This is a genomic window from Pseudomonas sp. LG1E9, assembly GCF_003290225.1.
In the GTDB taxonomy this organism is placed as follows: domain Bacteria; phylum Pseudomonadota; class Gammaproteobacteria; order Pseudomonadales; family Pseudomonadaceae; genus Aquipseudomonas; species Aquipseudomonas cyclaminis.
On the sequence record NZ_CP029983.1, the window covers coordinates 2,147,503 to 2,164,046 of the forward strand.

Genomic DNA, 16,544 nt, shown 5'->3' on the forward strand with positions numbered 1-16,544 from the left:
TATGACGCATGCCGGGCGCGGTTCCTGCGACTTTTGGCGGCTTGTGTGGTTAAGGCCTGCTGTGTATCTTGATCAGCCTTTGGCCGTTTGGGCGGCCCGAATCCTATTGCTACGAGCCACACTTCTACGAGATTTGCCCCAACGCGGTGAATCCGAGCGTCATCTCTATATAAAAATTGAGGAGCACATCAATGCGCGTCATTCTGCTGGGAGCTCCCGGGGCCGGTAAAGGTACTCAGGCAAAGTTCATCACTGAAAAATTCGGCATTCCACAAATCTCCACCGGCGACATGCTGCGTGCGGCCGTCAAGGCCGGCACCGAGCTGGGCCTGATCGCCAAGAGCGTGATGGACAGCGGCGGCCTGGTTTCCGATGACCTGATCATCAACCTGGTGAAGGAACGCATCAGCCAGGACGACTGCAAGAACGGTTTTCTGTTCGACGGCTTCCCACGCACCATTCCCCAGGCTGAAGCCCTGGTGAAGGCCGGCGTTGAGCTGGACGCAGTGGTCGAAATCGCCGTTGAAGACGAAGAAATCGTCCAGCGTATCGCCGGTCGTCGCGTTCACGAAGGCTCGGGCCGCGTGTACCACGTCGTCTACAACCCGCCGAAGGTTGAAGGCAAGGACGATGTCACCGGTGAAGACCTGGTGCAGCGTAAAGACGACACTGAAGAAACCGTGCGTCATCGCCTGTCGGTCTACCACTCGCAGACCAAGCCGCTGGTGGACTTCTACCAGAAGCTGTCCGCTGCCCAGGGCAAGCCGAAGTACAGCCACATCCCTGGCGTTGGCTCGGTAGAAGCCATCACTGCCAAGGTGCTGCAAGCACTGAGCTGATCCTTCGATCGGCTTGCGACACAACGGCCCGCTTGCGGGCCGTTGTTGTTTATACTGGCGCACTTTTTTTCGACTTGGACACCCACACCGATGAGCACCCTGCTGGCCCTGGACACCGCGACTGAAGCTTGCTCCGTTGCCTTGCTGCACAATGGCACCGTTACGAGCCACTACGAGGTGATCCCGCGCCTGCACGCGCAGAAGCTGTTGCCGATGATCAAGCAACTGCTGGACGAAGCGGGCACCACCCTGGCCGCCGTCGATGCCATCGCCTTTGGCCGCGGTCCGGGTGCATTTACTGGTGTGCGGATCGCCATTGGCGTTGTGCAAGGCCTGGCATTTGCGCTGGATCGCCCGGTCCTGCCGGTGTCCAACCTTGCCGTCCTGGCTCAGCGCGCATGGCGTGAGCACGGTGCTTCGCAGGTGGCAGCGGCCATTGATGCGCGGATGGATGAGGTGTACTGGGGCTGCTACCGCGAAACGGCTGGCGAAATGCGCCTGGTGGGTGTTGAGGCTGTGCAGCCACCGGAGTCGTCGGTATTGCCGGACGATGCCAGCGGCGATTGGTTCGGTGCCGGCACTGGCTGGGGTTATGGCGAGCGTATCGGCGTTCGGTTGGTTGGCCAGGACGCCGCCATGTTGCCTCACGCCGAAGACTTGTTGAGCCTTGCGCGTTTTGCTTTCGAGCGCGGTGAGGCAATTGCTGCTGATCTGGCTGCACCGGTTTATCTGCGCGATAAAGTGGCACAAACCAAAGCAGAACGCGGGATCGCGTGACATCAAAAGTGGTGGCAATTTGATGTGATCCGGCGCCAATCGTCAGAATTTGCCCCTGCTTTTAAACCTTTTTCAAATTATGTGTTCTAGTTATCACCAGAGCATTTGCGCGCTACGGATTGCGCCACTAAAATGCCATCACCGATACCGAGTTCGCATCGATGCGTATAGACGGCTTTTCCTCACAGTCCTACCCAATCAAGCGCAAGCCGCGTAAGGCAAACGTCACGGTAGACGAGTCCGTCGAAGACTCACCGGACTTCATCGAAGTCCAGCCCGATGCACAGCCCAACTCCCAGGCACGCATCAGCGGCCTTCCGGCCCGCCAACAAGATATGGTCTTCCCGCGCTCCATGAGCAAAAGCGTTGCCACCGCCCTGGCCAGCTACCTGACCACCGCCGGCTTTGTCGAATGGGATATGGAAGTGCTGGGCCTCGACATCCACATCTGATGCGCCTGCCTTACTACCTCGGTTGCCCGTCCTGGAGTGAAAACGCCTGGCGCGAGTACCTGTATCCCGCCGATGCGCGTTCCAGCGACTATCTGGCCCTCTATTCCCAAGTCTTCAACGCCGTTGAAGGCAACACTACTTTTTATGCCCGACCTTCCGTCGCTACCGTGCAGCGCTGGGCTGAAATCATGCCTGACGATTTTCGCTTCACCGCCAAATTCCCCGGTGATATCAGCCATGGCGGCGACTTGCGTGAGCAATTGCCTGCGGCCGAAAGTTTTGTCAGTTTGATGAGCCCGCTCGGTGAGCGGGTTTCGCCGTTGTGGCTGCAACTGTCGGCGAGTTTCTCGCCACAACGCCTGGCGGAACTGGCCGGTTTTATTGATGGCCTGGCGCGCCCGTTGGCCGTTGAAGTGCGTCATCCGGAGTTCTTCGCCAAGGGCGATGCCGAGCGCATGCTCAACCGCCTGTTGCGTGATCGGGGCGTCGAACGTATCTGCCTCGATCCGCGTGCGTTGTTCAGTTGCACGTCCACCTCGGCAGCGGTGCTGCATGCCCAATCCAAAAAGCCCAAGGTACCACCGCGCCCTGCAGCGCTGACCCAGTTTCCCCAGGTGCGCTTTATCGGCCATCCGGAGCTTGAGGCCAACGACCCGTTCCTGGGCCCGTGGGTGGAAAAAATTGCCGGCTGGATCGAAGAGGGCCGCACGCCCTATGTGTTTCTGCACACCTCGGACAACCGCCTCGCCGCACAACTGGCCCTGCGCTTCCACGACCAGTTGATGGCACGCCTGCCCGGTCTGCCTGCGCTGCCAACGCTGGATCGGCAACCCGAAGCCGAACAACTGGGGTTACTCTAGGGCTCCTTTTCCCGCCAGGAGTCAGTCATGGATGCCCAAACCCGACGCGCCGAAACCTTCAAGGCCTTGCACGAGCGTGACCGCGCCTTCGTGATGCCCAACCCTTGGGACGCGGGCTCCGCCGTGATGCTCGCCAGCCTCGGCTTTGAAGCCCTCGCCACCACCAGTGCGGGTTATGCGTTCAGCCTGGGGCGCCCGGATGCGGAAGGCGCGCTGTCCCTGGAAGACACCTTGCTCAATGCCGCCATGATCGCCAAGGCCACCGCACTGCCGGTGGCGGCCGACCTGGAAAACGGCTTCAGCGACACCCCCGAAGGCTGTGCCCAGACCATTCTGCGCGCGGCTGAGAGCGGCATCGTCGGCGGCTCCATCGAAGATGCCACGGGCATCGCGGCTGACCCGATCTATGCCTTCGACCTCTCCGTCGAACGTGTGCGAGCCGCCGTCGCCGCCGCGCGCAGTCTGCCATTCCCTTTCACTCTGACGGCCCGTGCGGAAAACCTCCTGCATGGTCGTCTGGATTTACCTGACACCATTCGCCGCCTGCAAGCCTACGCCGAAGCAGGTGCCGACGTGCTGTATGCGCCGGCCCTGCGCAGCGCCGAGGAGGTGTTGGCGGTGGTCAAGGCCGTGGCGCCAAAACCGGTGAATGTGTTGATGTCCGGTGGGCTGAAACTCAGCGTGGCGCAACTGAGCGCGATGGGGGTCAAGCGCATCAGTGTGGGATCGGCCATGGCGCTGGCGGCCTATGGTCAGTTCTACCGGGCGGCCCAGGAAGTCTATGAACTCGGCACCTTTACCTTCACCGAACGCTCGATGCCCTTCAGCCAAGCCAATCAGTTCTTCAAGGACTAAGCGGTGCGTTTTTTCAAAGTACTGGCCGTGTTACTGCTGCTCGGCGGCGCGATTGGCGTGGGCGTATGGCGAGGCTGGGTACCGCTGCCCGCTGAATGGAACCCCTGGGCGCCGCTGGATGTGCGCGCCAGCCCTAACCTGTTGACCCGCTACAAGCTGGGGCGTTTGCAGGAGGATCCGGCGTTGTGCGACCAGGTGCTGAAAACCTCCGGCCTGCGCGTCAGCCATCAGGCCGACACGCCCGCCGACGCCGCTTGCCCTTTGCGCAATACCTTGCGCGTGCAGGGCGCCGACGTGGCCTTGAGCAGCAGCTTTCTCGCCAGTTGCCCGTTGGCGGTGGCGTTCGCGCTGTTTGAGCGTCACAGCCTGCAACCGGCGGCGCAGGCGGTGTTCGGCCAGGCGGTCACGCGGGTCGATCATCTGGGCAGCTTCGCCTGTCGCAATATCTATGGTCGTGCCGAGGGGCGCCTCAGTCAGCATGCGTCTGCCAATGCTTTGGATATCGCCGGGTTTCGGCTGGCGGATGGGCGCAGTATCAGCGTGCTCAAGGATTGGCCGGGGGAGGGCGACAGCGCACGGTTTTTGCGTCAGGTGCGCGATAGCGCCTGTGATGATTTCAACGTGGTGTTGAGCCCGGACTACAATGCCGCGCACCGCAACCACTTCCATCTGGACATGGGGCGCTGGTGGGTCTGTCGCTGAGGCTCAGGCGGCCAGGCGCAGGTTGTTGGCGATCAATGGGCGTGCCCAGTAGTAGTCGAAGTCCAGGGCCTTTTGCTGGGCCACCAGCTCTTCAGTCGGGTACGGCGTGGCGGGCGGCGGCAGCAGGTCCAGTTCGAACTCGGCAATCGGCAAATGCAGTGGGCGAGGTTGCGGCGCCGGGCTTGGCTCGGGCAGTGGTTGGCCTGCGGTGAGCACGATGGGGCGTACCCAGCCGCTTTCGAAGTTCTGCTGGCGTTGTTGGGCGACGATTTCGTCGTCCGGGAACGGCGTCGCAGCCGGTGGCAGCAACTCGGTTTCGAATTCGGCGATCGGCAGGAACAGTGGCTCAGGCGGAGCGATTTCGGTGTCTTTCACGTCGCACTCACGCTGCGTGAGGATCTGCGACAGCAGGTCGGCGCCTTCGTGAGGTTCTACCGCTGGGTCCACCGGTGCTGGCGCCTGCACGGCGAGCGCGCCCGGCGTATCGCCAAGCTGCTCGGCCAGCGCGCGGGCGAAGAAATCCTGCCACACATGACTCACCCCGGCCAGCGCTTGAGTATTGCGCAGGCCGTAGTGGTTGTGGGTCGGCAGTACACCGATGGTTAGGGGGAGAATGTCTGACATTTTTCTCGGTCGACGCTCAGCTCTGGCAAAATACCTGACTGTTATTTTTATCGGCCGTTGTTTGCCGATCCTTAATATTTTTGAGCGTAGTGATTGATGAGCGAACAACCAGCGGCCAGCCGCATTCAGGTCGAGGCCTTGGGCGAAGGTTTCAAGGCCCGCGCCGAGCAATGGGCAGCGCTGCTTGGCTTGCCTTTACAGCTCGCGGACGCGGACTTTTCCCTGCAAGTTGGCGAGCAGGGCCTACAGCTGCAACAGCTCGGGCCTGACGCGCCAGGGCCGGTGCGGGTGGACTTTGTTGAAGGCGGTGCGGCCCATCGTCGGCTCTACGGTGGCGGCAGCGGGCAGATGATTGCCAAAGCCGTAGGCGTTGCCCAAGGCGTGCGCCCACGGGTGCTGGACGCCACGGCCGGTTTGGGCAAGGACGCGTTTGTGCTGGCCAGCCTGGGTTGCCAGATGAGCCTGATCGAGCGCCAACCGTTGATCGGTGCCTTGCTCGAAGATGGCCTGGCGCGCGGTGCAGAGGATTTTGAGGTGGCGCCGATCGTGGCGCGCATGAAGCTGCTCAAGGGCAACTCCATCGACGTGATGCTCAACTGGGAAGGCGAGCCGCCGCAGGTGATCTACCTCGACCCGATGTTTCCTCACCGTGAGAAAACCGCCTTGGTGAAGAAGGAAATGCGCCTGTTCCGCCCGCTGGTAGGCGATGACCCGGACGCACCGGCCTTGTTGGCCGCCGCCCTGGCCCTGGCCAGCCACCGTGTAGTGGTCAAGCGCCCGCGCAAGGCGCCGTGCATCGAAGGGCCAAAGCCGAGCCATGCGCTGGATGGCAAGTCCAGCCGGTATGACATCTATCCCAAGAAAGCGCTCAAGCCCTGATGTTCAAGGCCTGTAAGCCCGCATAAACAACCCCACCACCTCCTGCACATGGGCTTCGGCGGCGGTTTCACTCAGTTGCCCGCCGCAGCCATACAGCAGGCAAAAATTTGCGGTGCCCTTGAGCAGGCAGAAGAAGTGCTCGGCTGCGGTAAACGGTTTATCGATGCTCAGGGCGCCACTCTGGTCGATTTTGCTGAGCAAGCGTTCCATGCCCTGGAGCATGCGCATCGGTCCGGCGTCGAAGAAAATCCGGGAGAGTTTCACGTCCTGATTGCCGGTGGTCATCATCAGGCGGTGCAGGTTTACCGACTCCTCGCTGTTGATCAGCCGATGGAACCCCCGCGCGATATTCAGCAACACAGTCTCGACCGGCATGCCCTCAGGCAGCTCGAAGTACATCACTGGCAACTGCTCCTCGCACGTCGCCACCACGGCGGCGGTGAACAAGGTCTCTTTGTCGGTGAAGTGGCTGTAGACGGTCAGTTTAGACACGCCCGCCTCAAGGGCCACGGCATCCATGCTGGTACTGGCATAACCATTCCCCAAAAACAGGGTTTTCGCTGCCTGGAGAATTGCCTGGCGTTTTGCCATGTCCTTGGGACGCCCGGGGCTATTGGTGTTAACGCGATTGTCGGACATTTTCACCTTTAATACTGGACTGGTGAGTTTGGTATTAATAACATACTGGCCAGTATAATTATTCCTAGCTTCATTTGCGAAAGGTCCTTCAGCATGCGCAGCACTTTCCTGCCCTTTGCGTTGCCTGTCAGTCTGGTCTTCCTGTTGGCCGCCTGCGGCCATGAAGAACCGGCCCAGATCATCGTCCGTCCAGCGATGGTGGTGCAACCGCAACCGTCGGCCCAGTCGATGGACAGCTACCCCGGCGAAGTAAGGGCTCGCTACGAGCCGGACCTGGCCTTTCGCATCGGTGGCAAAGTCATTAAACGCCTGGTGGAAGAGGGGGAGCGGGTCAAAGCCAACCAACCGTTGGCGGAACTCGACCCTCAGGATGTACGCCTGCAATTGGAGGCCACCCGCGCCCAGGTCGCCGCCGCCGAGGCCAATCTGAGCCTGGTCCGTGCTGAGCGCGACCGCTACAAGACCCTGATGGACCGTCAGATGGTCAGTCGTTCCCAGTACGATAATTCCGAAAACCTCTACCGATCCGGCGAAGCGCGCCTTAAGCAGATCAAGGCCGAATTCGATGTGGCCAGCAACCAGGCCGGTTACGCCGTGCTCCGTGCCCCCCAGGACGGGGTCGTTGCCAAGCGTGCGGTGGAAGTCGGCCAAGTGGTGTCGGCTGGCCAAACCGTGTTCACACTGGCCACCGATGGCGAGCGTGAAGTGCTCATCAGCCTGCCTGAACAGGGCTTTGGTCGCTTCAAGGTCGGCCAGCCGGTAGCTGTGGAGTTGTGGAGCCAGCCCGACCAGCGTTTTACCGGACGCATTCGTGAACTGTCCCCGGCGGCCGATCCAAAATCACGCACTTTTGCCGCCCGCGTGGCGTTTACCGCAGGCAAAGTCCCGGCGGAACTTGGCCAGAGTGCCCGCGTATTCATTCAGGCCGATGGCGTTGTTGCGCTGTCGGTGCCGCTGTCTGCCCTTAGTGCGGAGAATGGGGCGTCCTACGTCTGGCGTGTGGAGCCGGACAATACCCTCAAGCGCACGCCGGTGCGCATCGGTGCCTTCGGCGAAAAAACCGTACCGGTGCTGGAAGGCTTGACGCCCACCGATTGGGTGATCGCCGCGGGCGTGCATGTGCTCCACGAGGGCCAGCAAGTGCGACCTGTGGATCGCTCCAACCGTGTCGTGAATCTGGCGGCCAAGGAGTAGTCCCCGATGGGTTTCAATCTTTCCGAATGGGCGTTGCGTAATCGCCAGATCGTACTGTTCCTGATGATCCTGCTGGCCGTTGTCGGCACGTTGTCCTACACCAAGCTGGGACAAAGTGAAGATCCGCCGTTCACTTTCAAAGCCATGGTGGTCAAGACCAACTGGCCGGGCGCTACCGCCCAGGAAGTCTCGCGCCAGGTCACCGAGCGCATCGAAAAGAAGCTGATGGAAACCGGCGAGTACGAGCGCATTGTCTCGTTCTCGCGCCCTGGTGAGTCCACGGTGACCTTCATCGCCCGCGACTCCATGCACTCGGCGCAGATTCCCGAGCTGTGGTACCAGGTGCGCAAGAAGATCAGCGACATCCGCCAGACCTTGCCGCCAGATATCCAGGGCCCGTTTTTCAATGATGAATTTGGCACCACCTTCGGCAATATCTACGCCCTGACCGGCGACGGTTTCGACTATGCCGTACTCAAGGATTACGCGGACCGCATCCAGATTCAGCTGCAACGGGTGGCGGATGTGGGCAAGGTCGAGTTGCTCGGCCTGCAGGACGAGAAGATCTGGATCGAGCTGTCCAATCTCAAACTCGCCACCCTGGGATTGCCCCTGGCCGCTGTGCAGCAGGCGTTGCAGGAGCAGAACGCGGTGTCCACCGCCGGCTTCTTTGAAACCCCGAGCGAGCGCGTGCAACTGCGCGTGTCGGGCAACTTCAAGACGGTGGAGCAGATCCGCGACTTTCCCATTCGAGTCGCCGACCGGACCTTTCGGATCGGCGACGTAGCCGACATCCACCGTGGCTTCAACGATCCACCGGCACCGCGTATGCGTTACATGGGCGCTGATGCAATCGGCCTGGCCGTGGCGATGCGCGACGGCGGCGATATCCTGGTACTGGGCAAGGCGCTCGAAGGCGAATTCGCACGTTTGCAGAAGAACCTTCCGGCTGGCATGGAGCTGCGCAAGGTGTCGGACCAACCGGCAGCGGTGAAAACCAGTGTCGGAGAATTCGTCCAGGTGTTGGCCGAGGCGCTGGCGATCGTATTGCTGGTGAGCTTCTTTTCCCTCGGCGTACGCACCGGCATGGTGGTGGCCCTTGCGATTCCGTTGGTATTGGCGATGACCTTCGCCACCATGTATTACCTCGGCATTGGTCTGCACAAGATTTCCCTTGGCGCACTGGTACTGGCGCTCGGTTTGCTGGTGGATGACGCGATCATTGCCGTGGAAATGATGGCAATCAAAATGGAGCAGGGCTACGACCGGCTCAAGGCCGCAAGTTTCGCCTGGACCAGCACCGCTTTCCCGATGCTCACCGGCACGCTGATCACGGCGGCTGGCTTCCTGCCGATTGCGACTGCGCAGTCGAGCACCGGCGAATACACCCGTTCGATCTTCCAAGTGGTCACCATCGCGTTGCTGGCCTCCTGGGTCGCCGCCGTGGTGTTCGTGCCCTACCTGGGGGAAAAACTCCTGCCGGACTTGGCGAAGATTCATGCGGCCAAACACGGCGCTGATGGCCCGGATCCCTACGGAACGCCGTTTTACCAGCGTGTAAGACGTTTGGTGGAGTGGTGCGTCAGTCGACGCAAAACGGTGATTGTGCTGACACTGCTGCTGTTTATCGGCTCGGTGGCGTTGTTCCGCTTTGTGCCGCAGCAGTTCTTCCCGGCTTCTGGCCGTCTGGAACTGATGGTCGACCTGAAACTGGCCGAAGGCGCCTCCCTGAGCAACACCGCCGATCAGGTCAAACGCCTGGAAGCCATGCTCAAAGACCATGCCGGCGTCGAGAACTACGTGGCCTACGTCGGCACCGGTTCGCCGCGTTTCTACCTGCCGCTGGACCAGCAACTGCCAGCCGCCAGCTTCGCGCAATTTGTGGTACTGGCCAACACCATCGAGGAGCGTGAAAGCCTGCGCACCTGGCTGATCGAAACCCTCAACGAACAATTCCCCGACCTGCGTTCGCGCGTCACACGCCTGGAAAACGGACCGCCCGTGGGCTACCCGGTGCAGTTTCGCGTGACCGGCGAGCACATCGAAGAAGTCCGCGCCCTTGCACGTAAAGTCGCGGCCAAGGTTCGCGAAAACACCCATGTGGTCAACGTGCACCTGGACTGGGAAGAGCCGAGCAAAATCGTCTACCTCAATATCGACCAGGATCGCGCACGCGCCCTTGGCGTGAGCACTGCCAACCTGTCGAAATTCCTGCAGAGTTCACTCACCGGCTCCAGCGTCAGCCAATACCGGGAGGACAACGAATTGATCGAGATCCTCCTGCGCGGCACCGTTCACGAGCGCACCGAACTGTCGCTGCTGCCTAGCCTGGCGGTGCCGACCGACAACGGTAAAAGCGTGGCCCTGTCCCAGATCGCCACCCTCGAATACGGATTCGAGGAAGGCATCATCTGGCACCGTAACCGCCTCCCGACAGTCACCGTGCGCGCCGACATCTACGGCAAGGACCAACCGGCGACCCTGGTTCAACAAATTCTGCCGACCCTCGCGGACATACGCGCCGAGTTGCCGGACGGGTACCTGCTGGAGGTAGGCGGCACCGTCGAAGACTCTGCGCGCGGGCAGAACTCGGTGAAGGCCGGTGTACCGCTGTTTATTGTGGTGGTGCTGACCCTGCTGATGCTGCAACTACGCAGCTTCTCACGCACGGCAATGGTGTTTCTCACGGCGCCGCTGGGCTTGATCGGCGTCACGCTGTTCCTGCTGGCGTTCCGCCAGCCCTTCGGTTTCGTGGCCATGCTGGGGACCATTGCCTTGTCGGGCATGATCATGCGCAACTCGGTGATTCTGGTGGACCAGATCGAACAAGACATCAAGGCCGGCCTGGCGCCGTGGCAGGCGATTATCGAAGCCACCGTCCGACGCTTCCGCCCGATTGTGCTGACGGCACTCGCCGCTGTACTGGCGATGATCCCGCTGTCGCGCAGTGTGTTCTTCGGGCCGATGGCGGTGGCGATCATGGGTGGGTTGATTGTGGCGACGGCGTTGACCCTATTGTTCTTGCCGGCCCTGTATGCTGCGTGGTTCCGAGTGAGGAAGGACGTCGCGTAATCATGTTGGCCACTGTTTCTGCCCTGATGTTGTTGTTGCTTGCCCCTGGTCCGACCAACACCCTGCTATTGCGCGCAGGGGTGTTGTTCGGGTTTCGGGCTTCGTGGAAGTTGGCCTTCATCGAGTGTCTGGCCTACTTGCTACAGGTAACTCTGTGGGGCGCGGCCTTGCTCTACATCGCGGTGTATTCGCCGTGGGCGCTTAAACTGACTCAGTTGGCCGCCGGTTGTTACTTGCTTCTGGCGTCCTATCAGTTGTGGCGCCGCAAACAGGCTCCGGATGAGGCTGTCGGGGATCGGTTTTCAGGCATCTATTTTTTTTCGTTGACGGTAATGAACCCCAAAGGGTTGTTGATCGCATCTTTGATCGCCCCCGCCAATACGTTCAGCAACTGGACTGACTATATGGCGTTTATGACCCTCCTGGCCCTGGTGGTAGTGCCGATTGGAATGGCATGGATAGGCTTCGGTGCCGGGGTAGTCGGGCGCCACTCTCGCTGGTTGAGTTCACTTACGATCAATCGCGTCACTGCAATCGCCATTGGTTGTTTCGCTACTGTCCTGCTCGGCCGCGTGGCTGATTCGATCCTCCACTGACGCTATCAATCCGAAGGGGCGTCAGGCTTGCGCATTCCGCTCAGGCCCCAGGCGATGGACGCGCTGACTGGGTAGCGGCTCGTTCCAACGCATAGGCAGGAACTATTTCAACTAACGCACCACACAGAATTACCTGGCCGAAAAGTACTGGCGTTTGGAGTGCAGCGGTCTGGACTATTGTGTGAATTTAATTAGGAAGGAATGTAGATGATTCTGCCAATACTGACGTTACCGCTACAAATGATGGGGGCGATGATGGGCCTTGGTCGGTGTTGTGGAAAGAGCCAGCAGCAACCCGTGAATATCAACATCAATAACGAGAACAACAACGAGAACAACAACGTCAATTCGAACTCGTCCAGCTCGAACGGCAATACCAGTGTTTCGTATGGCTCATCCCGGCCATTGCCGCACTACCGTTTCTAGGCTGTGCATTAGAGCAAGGGGTGTTAAAAAGTACATGCAACAAAAAACGCCCGGACAAAGTCAGGGCGTTTTTTTAATCAGCTTTTATAGCGCCCCAAAGACTTTCTTCGCCAAGCTGGTCGCTGCTGCCGCCGGGTTCTTGCGAATCGTCTCTTCCTGCTGCGCAATCATCTTGAACAAACCATCCAGCGCCTGCTCGGTCACGTAGTTTTCAACGTTGGCGCTCTTGGCATCCACGGCACCGAAGGCTGCCGCCTTGCCGGCCAGCGCGTTGTACTGCTGGGCCACGCCGACCTTATCGGTGGCAGCCTTGACGATTGGCAGGAACTTGGCGCGGATCTGTTCGCGACTGCTCTTGTTCAGGTATTGGGTTGCCGAGTCCTGGCCGCCACTGAGGATGCCCTTGGCGTCGGTCACGCTCATGTTCTTCACGGCGTTGACCAGGATCGGCTGGGCCTGGGTCACGGCGGTTTCGGCCGCTTTGTTCATGCTGTCTTCCAGTTGCGTGACCTGGTCGCCCATGCCGAACATTTTCAGCTTGTCGGCGACTTTGCCGAGCTTGCCTGGCAGGCCGATTTTTACTTCGGGGTTGTTGCTGAAACCACCGGGCACACCCAGTTGTTTCACCGCGATCTGCGCGCCCTGGGTCAGGGCGTCCTTGAGACCGCCGCTGGCATCGCCCTGGGACAGGCTACTCAGGTCCAGGGCCATGGCATTGGCGCCGAACAGCAGGCCGGCGCACAGGGCAGTGAGGCGAAGGGAATTACGGAGCATGGGCGCTTCCTTATGATCTGGAGAATATCAGTGTGCGACCGCATCAACTCGCAGGCGCAGCGGCTGTGGATCCTGGCCGTTGAGCTGCACAGCGTGCCGTTCAGTGGTGATAAACAGTAGCTTGCCATCCTGTTCGATGCGAGCACTCACCGCATAACTGTGGCCCGGCTTGACCTGGGTCGGGTCGTAATTCAAGTGAAACGGCAGCGGCACCTGGCCTTTGATCGGACCTTTCTGTTCGGCAAGGATCACGGCCGGGGCGTCCATCAGGGATACGTCCTGCAGGCTGACGCTCAAGGTTGCTGTCGGCGGCAGGGCGATGCGTTGCAGGTAGAACACTTCGCCATCAAGGCTGGCCTTGGGAGCAGGGGTCATGGATTGGCAGGCTCCGAGCAGGGCGGTCAGGCCCAGGAGGATGATCTTTTTCATGGTGCGGCTCCTTGTCAGCGGCGCCAGCATCCCACTGGCGCCTTATTCAATCTAGCGGGTTTCTTCAGGCTCATCCGGTTGTTCGGCTGCGCCATCGACACGATGCAGGGCCACCTGGCGGATCGACAGGCGAATCTCGGCCGGCAACACACGTTTGGCCGCGCCTTCCGCCAGCTCACCGAGCAGATCGTGATAGCTCAATTTGCCGGCCTCGTCGCGGCGCAGCACATCTTGCTCCAGCAATGTCTGAATAAAATGTCGGAAAAGGCTCTTGTCGAAGAACTCCGGCGCATTGAGACCATGCAGGATCGACAGGCGCTGGGCCATGATCGTGCACAGGTCTTCCAGTTCTTCGGCGCTGATGCTGTTCTGGCCGCTGTTGAGCAGCAGCGAGATCGCCATGTAGAAGCGTTGCAGCGTCTGGGCGATGCTCTTGGACAGCAGCGTCAGCAGCACAAAGTGCCGCGAGCTTGGCGCCGGGCGCAGGTACACGTTGTTTTCGAAGCGCAGCAGGCCTTGTTCGACAAAGGCTTCCAGCCACTGGTCGACAACCGTGTCCAACTCTTCCAGCGACCAGCGGATAAACAGCTCCGATTGCAGGTACGGATACAGCGCGTGGGTGTAGCGCAAAATCTGTTCGCGGCTCATCCGCGAGCTGCTTTGGAAGAAGCTCGCCAGCAGCGCCGGCAGGGCAAAGATGTGCAGCACGTTGTTGCGGTAGTAGGTCATCAGGACGGCGTTCTGCTCGTCCAGATACACAATCTTGCCGAGGGCGTCACTCTGTTCCGACAGCAGGTCCATGTCCTTGACGTGCTTGATCAGCGCCAGGCCATCACCCTCGGGCAGGGTGGTGTGGGGCGAGTAAGGCACGCGGCGCAGCAGCGCCAGGTACAGGTCCAACTGGCGGGCCATGGCCTGTTCGTCGAGGGCCAGGCGTGTGGTGGACAGCAGCGCCAGGGCCACCAGGTTCACCGGGTTCACCGCCGCCGCTTCGTTCAAGTGGCGGGCCACCCGTTCGCCGAGGCGGTTGGTGGTTTCGTTGAGCCATGCCGGCTTGTAGTTCGGCCCCAGCTCCTGGGTGCGCCAGTCGGGTTGTTCGCCGTCGAGAAATTCCGCCAGCTTGATCGGCTCGCCGAAGTTGACCGCGACCTGGCCAAACCGCTGCTTGAGCGCGCCGACCACTTTGAAAATATCGAAGATCGACTCTTTCTTCTTGCTCGCGCCGCGCAGTTCGCCCAGGTAGGTGCGGCCTTCGAGCACACGCTCATAGCCGATATACACCGGCACAAACACGATCGGCATGCGCGAAGAACGCAGGAAGCTGCGCAGGGTAATCGCGAGCATCCCGGTCTTTGGCTGCAACATGCGCCCGGTGCGTGAGCGTCCGCCTTCGACGAAGTACTCCACCGGGAAACCCTTGGTGAACAGGGTATGCAGGTATTCGTTGAACACCGAGGTGTACAGCGGGTTGCCCTTGAAGGTGCGGCGCATGAAAAACGCCCCGCCACGGCGCAGCAGACTGCCGATCACCGGCATGTTCAGGTTGATGCCCGCGGCGATATGCGGCGGGGTCAGGCCGTTCTTGAACAGCAGGTAGGACAGCAGCAGGTAGTCGATATGGCTGCGGTGGCAAGGCACGTAAATCACCTCGTAGCCTTGGGCAACCTTTTGCACACCTTCGACGTTATTGACCTTGATGCCGTCGTAGATCTTGTTCCAGAACCAACTCAGCACCACTTCCAGGAAGCGGATCGCGGTGTAGGTGTAATCCGATGCGATTTCGTTGCCGTAGCGCAGGGCCAGAGCCTTGGCTTTTTCCGGGCTGATTTTTTCCCGTTCGGCTTCATCCAGAATGGCCTGGCGCACCAACGGCATATTCACCAGGCCCTTGACCAGGTTGCGGCGGTGCGACAGGTCGGGGCCGATCACGGCGGTCTTCAGGTTACGAAAGTGCACACGCAGGATGCGCTGGGCCATGCGCACGGTGCGTTCGTGCCCTTTATTGTGCTCGATCAACTCACGCAGGTTGATGGGCGCGGAGAATTGCACACGGGTCTTGCGACCCAGGATCAGGATGCTCAACAACCGACGCAGGCGGCCGGTGACGGCCCAGCTGTCGGCAAACAGCAGTTTCCAAGGGCTCGACTCGCTCGCCGGGGTTTGCCCCCAGAACACGCTGACCGGAATGATTTGTGCATTCTCTTCGGCGTGCTCGCTCAGGGTGTTGACCAGGCGGGTCAGGGTCGGCGGTGCGCCGCGCTTGTCCTGGCGGCCGAGCCAGTCCGGCTCCGGCGTGAGGTAGAAGAACGCCGCCGGCTCCATCAACGGGCCTACGGAGACTGGCAGCACCGGGCGCGGCAGGCCGGCCTTGGTGCACTCGGCATCGACCACGGCCAATTCGGTGAGAGAGGGCGATTGCAGGACGTAAAACACCGGCCGGCTGCGGTCCAGGTTGAGGGTAAGGGACGACTGGTTGATCGTCTCCGAGCGAACCCAGAGGTACAACAGTCGGCGCAAGGTGCCAAACACCAGACGGCGGAACGGGGAGCGGGTCATAGGCGAGCTGCTTGAAGTGGAAAAAACCGAGCAGGCGCTCGGGCGGGTAGTGTGCCGTATTCGCCGAAAATCGGCAAAAAAGCAGCGATGTAAACTTGAGTTGATCGCTTTTGAGCCTGTCTTATACTCGGCAGTTCAACGCAAGCGACTCAACAATAAAAAACGTACGTGGGAGTAATACAGATGGCAACGCGCGAAACCGGCAATGTGAAGTGGTTCAACGATGCAAAGGGCTATGGTTTCATTCAGCGTGAAGATGGCAAGGATGTGTTTGTGCACTACCGCGCTATTCGCGGTGATGGCCACCGTTCCCTGGCCGAGGGCCAGCAGGTGGAATACGCCGTGGTGACCGGCGAGAAGGGGTTGCAGGCGGAGGATGTGGTTGGCCTGTAGGCCCATCGCAGATCAAATGTGGGAGGGGGCAAGCCCCCCTCCCACATTTTTGACGGCATTTGCACTTCAGGTTATGCAGTTTTCCAAGTGATCTGTTCTTCACCGTCTGCGCTGATGCGAATCCAGGTGTCGGCACTTTCCTCACCTTCTTCCTCGACCCACGTCCCCGGCGCGCAGCGCACCTCGACGTTCAGTGCAGCAAATGCCGCACGGGCGCAGGCGATGTCGTCGTCCCACGGCGTCTGGTCGCTTTCCAAGTAGAGGCTGTTCCATTTGCCTACCGCTTTGGGCAACCAGGTGACCGGCACATCGCCGGCCTTGCACTTGTAGGTCTGGCCGCGCTGGACCCAGTCGGTGCACGGGCCCAACGCGGTGCCCAGCCACGCGGCGATGGCCTTGTAGTCGACGTCGGCGTCCTTCAGGTAAATCTCGATATCAGGTTGGCGCATGGATATTCCTCGTTGCGGGATTCGAAAA

18 protein-coding genes are annotated in these 16,544 nt (G+C 60.5%); 12 read left to right on the top strand and 6 right to left on the bottom strand.

The window, feature by feature from the left end:
• The first annotated feature begins 191 nt into the window (after positions 1-191).
• From adk to DNK50_RS10115, 6 genes are all read left to right on the top strand, one after another.
• Positions 192-839 (top strand): adenylate kinase, encoded by a 648-nt coding sequence (gene adk, locus DNK50_RS10090; RefSeq protein WP_057021888.1) that lies wholly within the window; start codon positions 192-194, stop codon positions 837-839.
• Between the two features lie 90 nt (positions 840-929).
• Positions 930-1,616: a tRNA (adenosine(37)-N6)-threonylcarbamoyltransferase complex dimerization subunit type 1 TsaB gene (tsaB, locus tag DNK50_RS10095; protein WP_112193832.1), complete on the top strand. Its 687-nt coding sequence runs from the start codon at positions 930-932 to the stop codon at positions 1,614-1,616.
• A gap of 161 nt (positions 1,617-1,777) precedes the next feature.
• Entirely contained in the window at positions 1,778-2,068 is a 291-nt protein-coding gene (locus tag DNK50_RS10100; protein ID WP_099583385.1) for a hypothetical protein, read from the top strand.
• Entirely contained in the window at positions 2,068-2,928 is an 861-nt protein-coding gene (locus DNK50_RS10105) for a DUF72 domain-containing protein (protein WP_112193834.1), read from the top strand. Before DNK50_RS10100 ends, DNK50_RS10105 begins: the two co-directional genes overlap by 1 nt.
• A 27-nt stretch (positions 2,929-2,955) precedes the next feature.
• Positions 2,956-3,783, top strand: coding sequence for an oxaloacetate decarboxylase (locus DNK50_RS10110; RefSeq protein WP_112193835.1), 828 nt, complete (start codon positions 2,956-2,958; stop codon positions 3,781-3,783).
• 3 nt (positions 3,784-3,786) lie between these two features.
• Positions 3,787-4,485 (top strand): extensin family protein, encoded by a 699-nt coding sequence (locus tag DNK50_RS10115; protein WP_099583382.1) that lies wholly within the window; start codon positions 3,787-3,789, stop codon positions 4,483-4,485.
• A gap of 3 nt (positions 4,486-4,488) precedes the next feature.
• On the opposite strand, the gene DNK50_RS10120 is transcribed toward DNK50_RS10115, so the two are convergent.
• Positions 4,489-5,109 (bottom strand): energy transducer TonB, encoded by a 621-nt coding sequence (locus DNK50_RS10120; protein WP_112193837.1) that lies wholly within the window; start codon positions 5,107-5,109, stop codon positions 4,489-4,491.
• A 96-nt stretch (positions 5,110-5,205) separates the two neighbouring features.
• On the opposite strand from DNK50_RS10120, the gene DNK50_RS10125 reads away from it, so the two are divergent.
• Positions 5,206-5,988 (top strand): class I SAM-dependent methyltransferase, encoded by a 783-nt coding sequence (locus DNK50_RS10125; RefSeq protein ID WP_112193839.1) that lies wholly within the window; start codon positions 5,206-5,208, stop codon positions 5,986-5,988.
• A gap of 3 nt (positions 5,989-5,991) precedes the next feature.
• Here DNK50_RS10125 and DNK50_RS10130 read toward each other — a convergent pair whose 3' ends face one another.
• Positions 5,992-6,627, bottom strand: coding sequence for a TetR/AcrR family transcriptional regulator (locus DNK50_RS10130; RefSeq protein WP_099583379.1), 636 nt, complete (start codon positions 6,625-6,627; stop codon positions 5,992-5,994).
• 93 nt (positions 6,628-6,720) lie between these two features.
• Here DNK50_RS10130 and DNK50_RS10135 point away from each other — a divergent pair, with 93 nt between their 5' ends.
• The 4 genes from DNK50_RS10135 (at position 6,721) to DNK50_RS29110 (ending at position 11,915) form a co-directional block, all read left to right on the top strand.
• Positions 6,721-7,821, top strand: a complete 1,101-nt coding sequence (locus tag DNK50_RS10135) for an efflux RND transporter periplasmic adaptor subunit (RefSeq protein ID WP_112193841.1) — start codon at positions 6,721-6,723, stop codon at positions 7,819-7,821.
• Positions 7,822-7,827: 6 nt separating this feature from the next.
• Positions 7,828-10,893 (top strand): efflux RND transporter permease subunit, encoded by a 3,066-nt coding sequence (locus tag DNK50_RS10140; protein WP_112193843.1) that lies wholly within the window; start codon positions 7,828-7,830, stop codon positions 10,891-10,893.
• A 2-nt stretch (positions 10,894-10,895) separates the two neighbouring features.
• The gene (locus tag DNK50_RS10145; RefSeq protein WP_099583376.1) at positions 10,896-11,489 is read left to right on the top strand and encodes a LysE family translocator; all 594 of its coding nucleotides are present in this window, start codon (positions 10,896-10,898) and stop codon (positions 11,487-11,489) included.
• 297 nt (positions 11,490-11,786) lie between these two features.
• A complete protein-coding gene (locus DNK50_RS29110; protein WP_256595584.1) occupies positions 11,787-11,915 on the top strand; it encodes a hypothetical protein in 129 nt (42 codons plus the stop codon).
• An 84-nt stretch (positions 11,916-11,999) separates the two neighbouring features.
• Here the strand turns inward: DNK50_RS29110 and DNK50_RS10155 are convergent, their stop codons facing one another.
• The 3 genes from DNK50_RS10155 to plsB are packed head-to-tail and all read right to left on the bottom strand — an operon-like array spanning position 12,000 to position 15,674.
• A complete protein-coding gene (locus tag DNK50_RS10155; protein ID WP_099583374.1) occupies positions 12,000-12,689 on the bottom strand; it encodes a DUF4197 domain-containing protein in 690 nt (229 codons plus the stop codon).
• 27 nt (positions 12,690-12,716) lie between these two features.
• On the bottom strand, positions 12,717-13,118 hold the full coding sequence (locus DNK50_RS10160; RefSeq protein WP_112193845.1) for a YbaY family lipoprotein: 402 nt from the start codon (positions 13,116-13,118) through the stop codon (positions 12,717-12,719).
• Positions 13,119-13,169: 51 nt separating this feature from the next.
• Complete coding sequence (gene plsB / locus DNK50_RS10165; protein WP_099583372.1) at positions 13,170-15,674, bottom strand: glycerol-3-phosphate 1-O-acyltransferase PlsB; 2,505 nt, start codon at positions 15,672-15,674, stop codon at positions 13,170-13,172.
• A 183-nt stretch (positions 15,675-15,857) separates the two neighbouring features.
• Here plsB and DNK50_RS10170 point away from each other — a divergent pair, with 183 nt between their 5' ends.
• Positions 15,858-16,067, top strand: coding sequence for a cold-shock protein (locus DNK50_RS10170; protein WP_032891681.1), 210 nt, complete (start codon positions 15,858-15,860; stop codon positions 16,065-16,067).
• A 71-nt stretch (positions 16,068-16,138) separates the two neighbouring features.
• On the opposite strand, the gene DNK50_RS10175 is transcribed toward DNK50_RS10170, so the two are convergent.
• Positions 16,139-16,516, bottom strand: coding sequence for a hypothetical protein (locus DNK50_RS10175; protein WP_112193847.1), 378 nt, complete (start codon positions 16,514-16,516; stop codon positions 16,139-16,141).
• Between the last annotated feature and the right edge of the window lie 28 nt (positions 16,517-16,544).